This window comes from Parahaliea mediterranea (genome assembly GCF_003402235.1).
Taxonomy (GTDB): domain Bacteria; phylum Pseudomonadota; class Gammaproteobacteria; order Pseudomonadales; family Halieaceae; genus Parahaliea; species Parahaliea mediterranea.
Map to the genome: position 1 here is coordinate 203,765 of NZ_QEWO01000005.1, position 12,657 is coordinate 216,421.

A 12,657-nucleotide genomic window follows, 5' to 3' on the forward strand; every position below is an offset into this window, starting at 1 on the left:
CTATCCTCATTGGGGTGGTTGATGGGTTGAGGATAGTCTCGGCCGCCGATAAAGGCCATCCATCATTCGCCGTCTCAGCCGATGGCGAGGCTCATAAAGCGGCTGTTGGGGTCTGGCTGGTAGTCCGCGAAGGGTTCGCAGTAGCCGAAGCCGTGTTTTTCATAGAGCCTGCGCGCGGGCAGGAAGAAGTCCTCGGCGCCGGTCTCCAGGCTCAGGCGGCGGTAGCCGCGCCGGCGCGCCTCGCCCAGCAGGTGCAGCAGCAGGCGGTTGCCGATGCCCCGGCCCCGGGCGCTGTTGGCAGTCCGCATGGACTTTATCTCGCCGTGGCTGGGGTCGAGTTCCTTCAGCGCCACGCAGCCGAGCACGTCGCCGTGCTCTTCCAGGCACCAGAAGGTGATGGCGGGCTGTTTCAGGCCCTCTACATCCAGGGCGTGCACGCTCTGTGGCGGCGAGGTGGCGTACATGTCCGCCAGGTGCTCGCGCAGCAGGGCGATCACGCCCTCGCCGCTGAGGTCATCAACGCGAATGCCGGCCTCAGGCATTGGCCGGCGCCGCGCCGCGATTGGCCTGCCGTGCCGCCACGTCGCGGCCCAGGTACATATACACCGCCGGCAGCACGTACAGGGTGAACAGGGTGCCGATGGTCATGCCAGAGGCGATTACCAGGCCCATGGAGAAGCGGGCGGAGGCACCCGGGCCGTCTGCGATCAGCAGGGGGATCATGGCCAGCACCAGGGCGGCGGTGGTCATCAGCACCGGGCGCAGGCGCACGGAGGCGGCTTCCTCGATGGCCTCGCGCTTGGCCATGCCCTCTTCCTGCAGGCGGTTGGCGAACTCCACAATCAGGATGCCGTGCTTGGAGATCACCCCGATCAGGGTCACCAGGCCCACCTGGGTGTAGATGTTGAGGGTGGCGCCGGTCACCTGGAAGATGGACAGCACGTTCAGGCACAAAAGCGCCCCGGCAATCGACATGGGCACGGTCACCAGCATGATCAGCGGGTCGCGGAAGGACTCGAACTGGGCCGCCAGCACCAGGTAAATCAGCAGCAGGGCGAAGAAGAAGGTGGCCACCAGCGAGCTGCCTTCGGTCTTCAGCTGGCGGCTTTCGCCGCCGTAGTCGATGCTGTATTCGCGGCTCAGCACTTCGCCGGAAATGTCCTCCAGCGCCTTCAGTGCATCGCCCAGGGCAATGCCCGGCCGGGGGATGCCGCTCAGGGTCACTGAGTTCAGCTGCTGGAAGCCCTTCAGCGAGCGTGGCACCACGTCTTCGCTGATGGTGACCAGGGTGTTCAGCGGAATCAGGTCGCCGCTGCGGGTGCGGGTGTGGTAGTTGCGCAGGTCGTCCTGGCTCAGGCGCTGCTGGCGCTGCACCTGGGGGATGACCTTGTAGGAGCGGTCGTTCATGGCGAAGCGGTTGACGTAGCCGCCGGACAGCAGGGCGCCGAGGTCCGAGGACAGGGTCTGCATGTCCACCCCCAGCAGGGCGGCCTTGTTGCGGTCGATCACCAGGTTCTGCTGGGGCTTGTCGATCTGCAGGTCCTGGTCAATGAAGATGAACTTGCCGCTGTCGCGGGCGCGCTTGAGCACTTCCGAGGCCGCTTCAAAGAGGATGGGGAAGTCCAGGGTGGTGGTGATCACAAACTCCACCGGCATCGCGCCGCTGCCGGGCAGGGGCGAGGGGTTGAGGGCGTTCACCTGCAGCCCGGCAATCGCCTGGGTGCGCGGCTGGATGGTTTCTTCCAGCACTTCGGTGGAGCTGCGTTCGCGCTCCGCCCAGGGCTTGAAGATAAACCCGCCAAAGGCGCCGTTGGTGGAGCCGGGGGCCATCGGGCTGACCCCGTTGAACAGGAAGTTCACGGCGATCTCGTCGGTGTCCCGGGTGATGGCGCCAATCTCCGCGGTGTATTTTTCCACATAGTCCAGGGTCACGTAGGGGTCGGCGTCGGCCAGGTAGAAGATCAGGCCGAGGTCTTCCGGCGGCGCCAGTTCCGAGGGCGCGCGCATGAACAGGAAGTAGCAGGAGGCGATCACCACCGCGCCGAACACCAGGATGCCGGCGCGGTCATCCATCACCCGGTCCAGGTCGCGGTGGTACACGCGGCGCAGGGCCTCGAAGCGGTCATCCAGCCATTTTTCCAGCTTGTTCCCTTCGCCCTCTTCGTGCTTGCTCAGCATCTTGGCGCACATCATGGGTGACAGGGTGAGGGCCACAATGCCGGAGATCAGCACCGCGCCGGCCAGGGTAAAGGCAAATTCGGTGAACAGGGTACCGGTGAGGCCGCCCACAAAGCCGATGGGAATGTACACCGCCACCAGGGTGGTGGTCATGGCGACGATGGGCCAGGCCAGCTCGCGGGCGCCCTTGAGGGCGGCGTCCACCGGCGCCATGCCTTCCTCGATATGGCGGTGGATGTTCTCCAGCACGATGATGGCGTCGTCCACCACAATGCCGATGGCCAGCACAATGGCCAGCAGGGTCAGCAGGTTGATGGAAAAGCCCATCAACTGCATCAGGAACAGCCCGCCGATCAGCGACAGGGGCACCGCCACCGCCGGTATCAGCACCGAGCGCATGGAGCCGAGGAACAGGAAGATCACCAGAATCACGATGATCATGGCCTCCACGATGGTGGACTGCACATCGCTGATGGCGTTGTTGATGTAGATAGTGGCGTCGTAGTTGATGTCGCCGTGAATGCCCTCGGGCAGGCGCGGCTCGATCACGTTGTGGTAGACATCGCGCACCCGGGCGATCACTTCCAGGGCGTTGGCGTCGGTGGCCACGTCGATCTGGATGAACACGGCCTCTTTGTCGATCACCATGGCGGAGGACTCATAGCCCTCGTTGCCAAGCTCCACCTCTGCCACGTCCTTCAGGCGCACGATGGCGCCGCCCTCTTCGCGCAGCACCAGCTGTTCGAAGTCCTCCACGGTGGACAGGTCGGTATTGGCCTTGAGGTTCACCGACAGCATGCTGCCCTTGGTGGAGCCCACCGCCGACAGGATGTTGTTGGACGCCAGGGCCTGGCGCACCTCGCCGGCGGTAACGTTGAGCGCGGTCATGCGCTGGTGATCCAGCCAGATGCGCATGGCAAACACCGCGGTGGTGTCGGCGTCGGCGCGCAGCACCCCGGGCAGGGTGGCGAGCTTGGGCTCCACTTCGCGAATCACGTAGTCCGCCACCCGGTTGGTGGGCAGCACGTCGCTGTCGAAGGAGATGTACATGCTGCCCACCTGCTCGCCGATGGCAAGGGTGATCACCGGGTCTTCCGACTCCTGGGGCAGCTGGTTGCGCAGTTTGTTGACCTTGGTCACCACCTGGGTGAGCACCTCGTCCGGGTCGGCGTCGGTGCGCACGTAGGCGCTGATGTTGGACAGGCCCTGGGTGCTGTTGGAGGAGATGTAGTCGATGTTCTCGGCGGTGGCGATCTCCTGTTCCAGCGGCGTGGTGATAAAGCCGCGGATCAGCTCCGCATCGGCGCCGATGTAGGCGGTGGACACGGTGATGACCGCATTCTCGATCATCGGGTATTCGCGCACGTTCAGGTCGCTGGCGGCGCGCAGCCCCAGCACCAGCAGGAACAGGCTGACCACGCTGGCCAGCACCGGCTTGTGAATGAAGATGTCGGTGAATTTCATATCAGCCGTTGTCCGGTTGCGGTTGTAGCTCTGCGCTGGGCTGGATGGCGTTGTTGGCATTCACCACAGCGCCGGAATCCAGCTTCAGCAGCCCGCTGGTGGCCACGGTTTCCCCGGGATTCAGCCCTTCCACAATGGCCACCAGGTCGCCGCGCACCGGGCCCAGGGTCACAAAGCGCTGGGTGGCGGTGTAGCTGTCGCCGTCTTTTTTCTCCAGCACATACACCGAGTTGCCATAGGGGCGGTAGGCCACGGCGGTGCGCGGCACAATCACCTGTTCCACTTCCAGGCCAATGGGCAGGTCGATGCTGGCGAACATGCCGGGCTTGAGCAGGTTGTCGCGGTTATCCAGAGTGGCCTGCACGGCGAAGTTGCGGGTCTGGGGGTCGATCACCGGGGCAATGGCATTGATGCGCCCCTCAAAAGCGCTGCCGCCCACCGCCTGCAGGCGGGCGGTAACCGCCATGTCGGCGTGCACCTGGCCGCTGTACTGCTCGGGCAGGGTGAAGTTGGCGTAGAGCTTGTCCAGCGACTGCAGCTCGATGATGGTATCGCCGGCCTGCACGTAGTCGCCCACGTTGAAGCGGCGAATGCCGAGGTGGCCGGAGTAGGGTGCGCGCAGGGTTTTCTGGTCGATGCGTGCCTGCTGGGCTGCCACCCGCGCTCGCGCCTGGTCGAGCTGGCTGCTGCGCTGGTCAATCTCGGACTTGGAGATATTACGCGAGGCCGCCAGGCTCTTGGCGCGGCGCAGCTCGATGGCGGCGAGTTCGGCGGCGGCTTCCAAGGCTTTGAGTTCCGCCCGGTCCGGGGCCGAGTTGAGGGTGAGGATGACATCCCCCGCCGCCACCTGGGCGCCGTTGTCGAAGAAGATTTCCTCCACCGTGCCCGGCACTTCGGTGGCCAGCTCCGCGCCGCGGATGGCGGCCAGGGTGCCCACGGACTCCACCGTGTCCTGCCACAGGGCGGTGCGCGCCTCGGCGGTGGACACACTGACCGGGGGCACCGGCATGTTGTCCATAAACTCGTTCATTTTGATGTTGCCGTACCACTGCATGCCAAGGACCCCGCCAAAAATCAGCAGGGTGACGATCAGCATGATCCACATGCGTCTTCCGAACAGAACTTTCTTCATGGTCGCGTCGTAAACCGGTCTGGAAAATAGGGGTACGCGGTAAGATGCCAGGCGGATGTCAGCCTATTCGCCGCGCGCAGAACCGCCAATCATACGCCGCTGCCGGCGGTGGTGAAACCGTGGACAATGGCCGCAAGCTGTGTACAAAGCCGGGCTCTGGTGCTGTCGACAGGCGTCGACAGATGTCTGCGCTGGCCGGCGAGAGCCAGCGCAGACTAAGGAGACGCCGGCCACAGGCGTGGCCGGCGGGGGAGACTAGCGGACTTCGATCTTTGCCTTGTGCAGGGCCGCGCCGCTCAGCGGGTAGCCCAGGGGCGCGCCTTGCGGGTAGTGGCCGGCAGGCGAGCCGGTGTCGATGCCAAGGTCAAAGGTCTCGTCGATGGAGTAAAAGGCCGGTTGGGTGGCACGCACGCTGCCATCGGCGACGGCGTCGCCGTCCACCTTCAGCGTAAAGGTGCCGCCCTTGGCGTAGCCCGGGCCGTCGTAGTCAAACTGCACGGTGAGGCTGTGGGCGCCGGCCGCCAGGGCCTTTTTGCCCTGCAGGCGCAGCTGGCCGAATTCAAAGACCTTCACCTCGAACACCGGGCGCCCGGCATCGTCCAGGTACAGCGACCAGCCCGCGGCGGTGCCGCCGACGGTGGCGACCACACCGCGGCCCTGGCCGGCGGATGTCACCTCCAGGGCGGCGCTCAGGGTCCAGGAGTTATTGGCGATAACCGGTATCTGGGATTCCGGCACACCGACCACCGCGGAATTGAAGGTCATCTGCTTGCGGCCGTTGGCCAGGCTTGGCATCGGGGTGCGCGAGTCGATGCTGCTGTGCATGGGCAGCATGCCAAGCGCTTCGGCCTCAGCCTGGAACAGGGCCTTCATTTGGGCCAGCTTCTCGGGTTGTTCGCTGGCCAGGTCGTTGGCCTGACTGAAGTCTTCCTCCAGGTTGTAAAGCTCCCAGGGGTCATCCTCGAAGGCGCTGCCACCGGCGCCCATGCCCACCGTCCAGGGCAGGCGGTCGTGACGGGCCGAGGCGATCCAGCCTTCGTGGTAGATGCTGCGGTTGCCGTGTACCTCAAAGTACTGGGTGGGGTGGAATTCCGCTGCGTCGGCGTTGGCGAAGCTGTCCAGCATGGAGCTGCCGTCGAAGGGAATCTGCTTGGCACCGTTCACCTGCTCCGGCAAATCAAGGCCGGCGGCGGCCAGGATGGTGGGGGTGATGTCGTTGACGTGGGAGAACTGGCTGCGCAGGCCGCCCTTGTCCTTGATGCCCCTGGGCCAGGTCACCACCAGCGGGTTGCGGGTGCCACCCAGGTGGGATGCCACCTGCTTGACCCACTGGAAGGGCGTGGTCAGCGACCAGGCCCAGCCGGCGGGGTACTGGGGATAGGTCTCGGCATTGCCGATGTCGTCCAGCCGCTCCAGCTGCATCTGCAGCGGTTCCTGCAGGCCCTGCAGGGCGCCCATGTAGTTGATGCTGCCGGGAATGCCGCCCTCGGCGCTGCTGCCGTTGTCACCCACCACGTAGAAGAACAGGGTGTTGTCGAACTGGCCGGTGGCCTTGAGGTGCTCCGCCAGTTTCGCCACCTGGGCATCGGTGTGGGCGAGGAAGGCGGCGTAGGTTTCCATCAGCCGCGCGGCCACTTTCTTCTGGTCGGCGTTCAGGCTGTCCCAGGCGGGGATTTGTGCCGGCCGCGGGGTCAGCCTGGCGCTGCCTGGAATCACCCCAAGCTGCTTCTGGCGGGCAAAGATTTGCTCGCGCATGGCGTCCCAGCCCTGGTCGAAGCGGCCTTTGTAGCGCTCTATCCACGCCTTGGGCACCTGCAGCGGTGCGTGGGCGGCGCCGGTGGCGTAGTAAAGGAAGAAGGGCTTGTCGGGGTTGAGGGTGCGCTGCATGTCCATCCACTCGATGGCTTCGCGGCTCATGTCCTCGGTCAGGTGGTAGTTCGCCACATCCGGGCGCTGAACCGGCTGGTTGCCCTCGTACAGGGTGGGCTCGAACTGATCCGTCTCGCCGCCCATAAAGCCGTAGAACTTGTCAAAACCCAGGCCGCTGGGCCAGCGGTCGAAGGGGCCTGCCGGGGAGGTTTCCCAGGCCGGGGCCAGGTGCCATTTGCCGATGGCGGCGGTGGCATAACCGTTCTGGCGCAGGATCTCGGCCACGGTGGCCGTCTCGGGTTTGAGCACACCCTGGTAGCCCGGGCGGGCGTTGGCGCTGTTGAGCACCGCGCCCACATTAGCGCGGTGCGAGTCGCGGCCGGTCAGCAGCGAGGCGCGGGTGGGCGAGCAGATGGCAGTGGTGTGAAAGCGGTTGTAGCGCAGGCCCTCGGCGGCCAGTGCGTCCATGCCGGGGGTTTCGGCAGGGCCGCCAAAGGTGCTGGCGGCGCCAAAGCCCACGTCGTCCAGCAGCACCACCACCACGTTGGGGGCACCTTCGGGTGCGCTGACTTGTTCGATACGGGGGGCGTCTTCGGCCCGGGCCAGCACAGACAGCGACAGTGTCAGCGCCGCGCCCAGCAGGCGAGCGGTGGGAAATCTCATACTTGTGACCTCGCGGATTTCGGGGGCTGTACAGTAGCGCCTCGGGCCGGTGCGGGGAACGCGCGGGTGGCCGGCGGGGCCAGACAGGCCCGGCCGGTATACAAAGGGGAACCGGCCCGTGACGGGTGCTGGCTGCCAGAGCAGCCAGGGGCTTGTCAGGGGCCGCTGGCGGGTGTCGGCGCCCTGGCCAGCACTTCCGAAACCAGCGCCAGCCGGTAGGGGCTGCCCGCCAGGGTTGGCAGCGTCTGCTCAAGGAAGGCGATGGTCTCCGGGTAGGGGTGGCCGATGGCCACCGCCATGCCCTTTTCCCGCGCCAGGCGGGTGAGGTGGTCAAAGCGCTCGGCAATGGCATGCCGGCTGCGCTGGTTGTCGAGGAACACCTGGCGCGACAGGTGCGGCACCCGGGCCTCGCCGGCCACGGTGGCGGCCACGGTTTCCTTGTTGGTGCGCGAATCCACAAAGTACAGGTGGCGCTCGGCCAGCGTGGCCATCAGCCACTGCATTTGCGGCCGCCGCCGGGTGAGGTCGGAGCCCATGTGATTATTCAGGCCGCGCACATGGGGCACGCTGGCCAGGGCCGCCTGCAGGATGTGGTCAAAGCGCTGGCGGGGCAGCTCGGGGGTGAGCCCGCCGCGCCCCAGGGGCTTGTGGGCGAGGTTGCTCATGGGCTGGTGCAGCAGCACTTCCTTGCCCTGGCGGTGGGCCAGCTCCGCCAGCGCCGGGCCGTGGGGGGTATGCGGCAGCACGGCGAAGTTCAGGCGCCCCGGCAGGGTCACGGCGGCGCGCCCGGTGCTGAGCTGGTTGCCGATGTCATCGATGATGATGACCAGGGTATAGCGCGGCGGCGCGGGGGCGGTGGCGCTGTGGGCGCACTCACCCGCCTGCCAGCGGGCGGCGCCGGCGGGCGGGCTGAACAGCAGGCCGGCGCACAGGCCGGCACATAGGCCCAAGTTCAGGCCGAGGCTCAGTCCCAGGTTCAGGGCGCGGCGCAGCAGGTGTCAGGGCTCGCTGTCGGCAGTGGCCGTGGCGGCTTTGGGCTTCTGCCGCAGGCCGAGGATGTTGACCCCTTTCAGCAGGGTCAGCGCTTCGTACAGCTGGTTGTCGGTGGCCAGCAGGTTGTTGACGCTGCGCTCGTGGGGCTGGGTGCCGCTGGCGTTGTCCAGGTGGCCGGAGAGGTCGGCCTCGCTGATTTGCCGCGAGGTGTCGTAGGCGGTGACCCTGGCCCGCTCAACCTGGATGTCCGGCTCGATGCCCGCGGCCTGGATGGAGCGCCCGTTGGGGGTGAAGTACAGGGCGGTGGTGAGCTTCACCGCGCGGGATTCAGAGATGGGCAGCACGGTCTGCACCGAGCCCTTGCCGAAACTGTTGGTACCCATGATCACTGCGCGGCCGTGGTCCTGCAGGGCGCCGGCGACAATTTCCGAGGCGCTGGCGGAGCCGCCGTTAATCAGCACCACCACCGGGATGCCCTGGGTGTCATCCACCGGCTGGGCTTCGTAGCGCACGTCGGAATTGGCCATCCGGCCCTCGGTGTACACCACCAGGCCGCCGTCCATGAAGATGTCCGCCACATCCACGCTGGCGCGCAACACGCCGCCGGGGTTGTTGCGCAAATCCAGCACCAGGCCTTTCAGGGTGCCGTCTGCTTCCAGCTTCGCCAGCGAGGCACTCACGTCTTCGCCGGTGTGGGTCTGGAACTGGGCAATGCGGATGTAGCCATAGCCCGGTTCCAGCAGGCGCTCGCGCACGCTGGCCACTTTGATGGTGTCGCGCTTCAAGGTGATGTCGAAGGGCTCGGTTTCACCCGGTCGGCCGATGGTGAGCAGGATTTCGCTGCCCTTGGGGCCGCGCATCTGGTCGATGGCCTCGCCCAGGCTCATGCCCTTCACCGGCTGGTTGTCGAGCTTGAGAATGATGTCGCCGGTCTGCAGGCCGGCCTCGGCGGCGGGTGAGCCGTCGATGGGAGCAATAATTTTGACGTAGCCGTCTTCCATGCCCACTTCCAGGCCCAGGCCGCTGAACTCGCCGGAGGTGTTGGTCTGCAGGTCCTCGAAGGCGTCCTTGGTCAGGTACACCGAGTGCGGGTCCAGGCTGCCGAGCATGCCCTGGATGGCGTATTCCAGCAGGGTGGAGTCGTCGATTTCCTCAACGTAGCCCACGCGAATCTGGTTGTAGACATCGGCGAAGGTGCGCAGGTCGTCCAGCGGCAGCAGGGGCTCCTGCTCCACCGCGGCGGGCAGCGCCAGCGAGGCGCTGAGCAGGGCTGCGCCCAGCAGGGTTCGGGAAAAACGGGGAGTATGCATGATTAGCGCCACTGGGGCCTGTCCATTGGGAAAAGGTGCTTTGGAAAAAGGTGCATTGGGAAACTGGTGCTCAAGTGTAACCCAAAGCCCGGCAACCTTGGCAGTGGCGCCGCGTGACAAAAGCCGCTGCGCGAAAGTACAGCCTCAGCCGCTGCACCAGCGGGCCGGGTCCACCGGCTTGCCGTTGTGCCGAATCTCGAAGTACAGGGCCGGGCGATCCAGGCCGCCGCTGTCGCCCACACTGCCGATGGCGCTGCCGGCCTGCACCCATTCGCCCACTTCCCGCTGTAGGCTCTGGTTGTGGGCATAAAGGCTCATGTAGCCGTCGCCGTGGTCGATGATCAGCAACAGGCCGGAGCCGCGGAACCAGTCGGCGTAAACCACCCGCCCGTGGTGAATGGCCCGCACCGGCGCGCCGGCGGCGGCGGGAATGTTCACCCCCTGCCAGGTCATCTTGCCGTCGTTGCGGGCGCGGCCAAAGCGGTTGCTGGGCTTGCCCGCCACCGGCCAGGGCATTTTGCCGCGGGCCTTGTTGAAGGGCTGGGTGTTGTCCGGCAGGGCCAGGTCCACCACCGCCTGCTGGATGGTTTCCAGCAGGGTTTCCAGTTCTTTCTGGTCTTTTTTCAGCTGGGCCAGGGCATCACCCTTGCTGCTGATGTCGGCGGCCAGGGCGTCGGCGGCTTCCTGGCGGGTGCTTTTGCGCGCCTGGAGCGCGGCCTGTTCGTCGGCCAGGGTCTGCTGGCGGGCCTTCAGTTCGTCGCGCTGGGCCTGCATTTTGTCCTGCACGTCGGCCAGCTCGGCCAGGGTGGCGCGAAAGGCCTCGATCTGGGCAGTGCGGGCGTCGAAGAAGTAGCGGTAATAGGCCATGGCCCGGGCCAGGGTGTGGGGGTCTTCCTGGTTAAGCAGCACTTTGAGCTGGTCCTGGCGGCCCATTTTCCAGGCGGTTTCCAGTTCCGCGGCAATGCGTTCGCGCTGCTCAATGCGGCGCGCCTCAAGGGCCGCCTGCTGGGCCGCCAGGGCGGCCAGTTCCCGCTCGCTCTCGGCGATGTCGGCCCGGGTGGCGGCAACCTGCTGTTGCAGCTCGCCGAGGGCGGTTTCTGCCTCGCGCAGCTGGGCCAGCAGTTTGTCGCGACGGGTGCGGGCGCTGCTCAGCTCCCGGTCGAGCTGCTTGATCTCGCCTTGCAGGGCCTTGAGTTTGGCCCGGGTATCTTCCTCGCTGCTCTGGGCAATGCCCAAAGGCGCCGCCAGCAGCAGCGCCAGCGCCAGCCACAGTGGTGCCGGGCGCACCCGCACTGCCTCAGGGGGTCGCGCGGCGGAGGTCGCGGCCGGTCATTTCCGCCGGCTGCGGCAGGCCCATTAAACCCAGCAGGGTAGGGGCAATGTCGGCCAGAATGCCGCCGGCCGCATCCAGGCTGACGGCGCCGGCGCCCAGGTACACCAGCGGCACGTGCTCGGTGGTGTGCTGGGTGTGCACCTGGCCGGATTCATAGTCCTGCATCTGTTCGCAGTTGCCGTGGTCGGCCGTCACCAGGGCCTGGCCGCCGTGGGCGAGTAGCGCCGCCTCTACGCGGCCCAGGCAAGCATCCAAGGCTTCCACCGCCTTCACCGCGGCCTCGTAGACGCCGGTGTGCCCCACCATGTCGCCGTTGGCGTAGTTGCACACGATGAGGTCGTACTTGCCGGAGCCGATGGCCGCCACCAGGGCGTCGGTGAGTTCCGGGGCGCTCATTTCCGGTTTCAGGTCGTAGGTGGCCACGTCCGGCGAGGGGATCATCACCCGCTCTTCGCCGGGGAATTCCTGCTCGCGGCCGCCGCTGAAGAAAAAGGTCACATGGGCGTACTTCTCGGTTTCGGCAATGCGCAGCTGCGTCATGCCGCGCTGGGCCAGGTAGTCGCCCAGCACGTTGGCCAGGCTCTCCGGCGGGAAGGCGCAGGGGGCGCCGAGGCTGGCGGCGTACTCGGTGGTGGTGACAAAGGCCGCCAGCTGCGGCGCGGCGCCGCGCTCAAAACCGCTGAACTCGGCATCCACAAAGGCGTGGCTGAGCTGGCGGGCGCGGTCGGCGCGAAAGTTCATGAACAGCACGGCGTCGCCGTCGCCGATGGCGGCATTCGCGCCGCCCACCAGGGTGGGCTGCACGAATTCGTCATTCTCGTCGCGGTGGTAGGCGGCGCCCAGCGCCTCGCCCACGTTGTCGGCGCTGAAGGGGGCATTGGCCTTCACCAGCAGGTTCCAGGCGGTTTCGATGCGATCCCAGCGATTGTCGCGGTCCATGGCGTAGTAGCGCCCGACGATGCTCGCCACCCGGCCGCAGCCGAGCTCGGCAAACAGGGCGTCGGCTTTCTCCAGGGACGCGGCCGCACTGCGCGGCGGGGTATCGCGGCCGTCCAGGAAGGCGTGCAGGTAGACCTTGGAGGCCCCCCGGCTGGCCGCCAGGCGCACCGCGGCGAAAATCTGTTCCTCGTGGCTGTGCACGCCGCCGGGAGACAGCAACCCCAGTACGTGTACCGCGCCGCCTTTGGCCACCGCCTTGTCGATGGCGTCGGTGTACACCGGGTTGTTATTGAAACTGCCATCGGCAATGGCTTTGTCGATACGGGTGATGTTCTGGTAGATGATGCGGCCGGCGCCGAGGCTCATGTGGCCCACCTCGGAATTGCCCATCTGCCCCGCTGGCAGGCCCACGTCCAGGCCGGAGCCGGAGATCAGGGTGTGGGGCTGCTCCCGCCACAGGCGGTCCCACACCGGGGTGTTGGCATTGGCGATGGCGTTGTCCCGGTTGTCCTCGCGGTAGCCGAAGCCGTCCAGCACAATCAGTACGGTGGGTTGCTTGCCTGAGTGGGTCATCTCTTGTCCGGGGAAGTCACTGCGTGAAAAAGGGGCATTTTACATTGTCTGGCCAGCGATGGCAGCGCAGTTCACGGGCGGCGTTCGACGGCTGGTGAGTCTGACACACCGCCCTGCGGGTTTTTCTCACCAGTACGGGGGCGGGATCGGGACTAGAATGGCTGCACTTCGATCCACCACAGGCTTATTGGGATTCTTGGATG

At 66.3% G+C, this 12,657-nt stretch carries 8 protein-coding genes; all 8 read right to left on the reverse strand.

Annotated elements, in window-relative coordinates:
* Positions 1–74: 74 nt before the first annotated feature.
* The 8 genes from DDZ17_RS15830 to gpmI all read right to left on the reverse strand — a co-directional run bounded on the left by DDZ17_RS15830 (position 75) and on the right by gpmI (position 12,454).
* Complete coding sequence (locus DDZ17_RS15830) at positions 75–542, reverse strand: GNAT family N-acetyltransferase (RefSeq protein ID WP_116367938.1); 468 nt, start codon at positions 540–542, stop codon at positions 75–77.
* A complete protein-coding gene (locus tag DDZ17_RS15835) occupies positions 535–3,642 on the reverse strand; it encodes an efflux RND transporter permease subunit (protein ID WP_116367939.1) in 3,108 nt (1,035 codons plus the stop codon). The genes DDZ17_RS15830 and DDZ17_RS15835 overlap by 8 nt, the downstream gene beginning before the upstream one ends.
* 1 nt (position 3,643) lies before the next feature.
* Positions 3,644–4,774, reverse strand: coding sequence for an efflux RND transporter periplasmic adaptor subunit (locus tag DDZ17_RS15840; RefSeq protein ID WP_116367940.1), 1,131 nt, complete (start codon positions 4,772–4,774; stop codon positions 3,644–3,646).
* Between the two features lie 255 nt (positions 4,775–5,029).
* A complete protein-coding gene (locus DDZ17_RS15845) occupies positions 5,030–7,306 on the reverse strand; it encodes an arylsulfatase (RefSeq protein ID WP_116367941.1) in 2,277 nt (758 codons plus the stop codon).
* Between the two features lie 155 nt (positions 7,307–7,461).
* The gene (locus tag DDZ17_RS15850) at positions 7,462–8,256 is read right to left on the reverse strand and encodes a divergent polysaccharide deacetylase family protein (protein ID WP_157976680.1); all 795 of its coding nucleotides are present in this window, start codon (positions 8,254–8,256) and stop codon (positions 7,462–7,464) included.
* A gap of 48 nt (positions 8,257–8,304) precedes the next feature.
* The gene (locus tag DDZ17_RS15855) at positions 8,305–9,609 is read right to left on the reverse strand and encodes a S41 family peptidase (RefSeq protein ID WP_116367943.1); all 1,305 of its coding nucleotides are present in this window, start codon (positions 9,607–9,609) and stop codon (positions 8,305–8,307) included.
* 144 nt (positions 9,610–9,753) lie between these two features.
* Positions 9,754–10,896: a murein hydrolase activator EnvC family protein gene (locus tag DDZ17_RS15860; protein ID WP_116367944.1), complete on the reverse strand. Its 1,143-nt coding sequence runs from the start codon at positions 10,894–10,896 to the stop codon at positions 9,754–9,756.
* A gap of 10 nt (positions 10,897–10,906) precedes the next feature.
* The gene (gene gpmI, locus DDZ17_RS15865; RefSeq protein WP_116367945.1) at positions 10,907–12,454 is read right to left on the reverse strand and encodes a 2,3-bisphosphoglycerate-independent phosphoglycerate mutase; all 1,548 of its coding nucleotides are present in this window, start codon (positions 12,452–12,454) and stop codon (positions 10,907–10,909) included.
* Between the last annotated feature and the right edge of the window lie 203 nt (positions 12,455–12,657).

Bases quoted from the DNA above. Each gene is read 5' to 3' on its own strand.
- gpmI (WP_116367945.1), bottom strand. From the start codon at position 12,454: ATGACCCACTCAGGCAAGCAACCCACCGTACTGATTGTGCTGGACGGC.
- DDZ17_RS15840 (WP_116367940.1), bottom strand. From the start codon at position 4,774: ATGAAGAAAGTTCTGTTCGGAAGACGCATGTGGATCATGCTGATCGTC.
- DDZ17_RS15855 (WP_116367943.1), bottom strand. From the start codon at position 9,609: ATGCATACTCCCCGTTTTTCCCGAACCCTGCTGGGCGCAGCCCTGCTC.
- DDZ17_RS15835 (WP_116367939.1), bottom strand. From the start codon at position 3,642: ATGAAATTCACCGACATCTTCATTCACAAGCCGGTGCTGGCCAGCGTG.
- DDZ17_RS15830 (WP_116367938.1), bottom strand. From the start codon at position 542: ATGCCTGAGGCCGGCATTCGCGTTGATGACCTCAGCGGCGAGGGCGTG.
- DDZ17_RS15845 (WP_116367941.1), bottom strand. From the start codon at position 7,306: ATGAGATTTCCCACCGCTCGCCTGCTGGGCGCGGCGCTGACACTGTCG.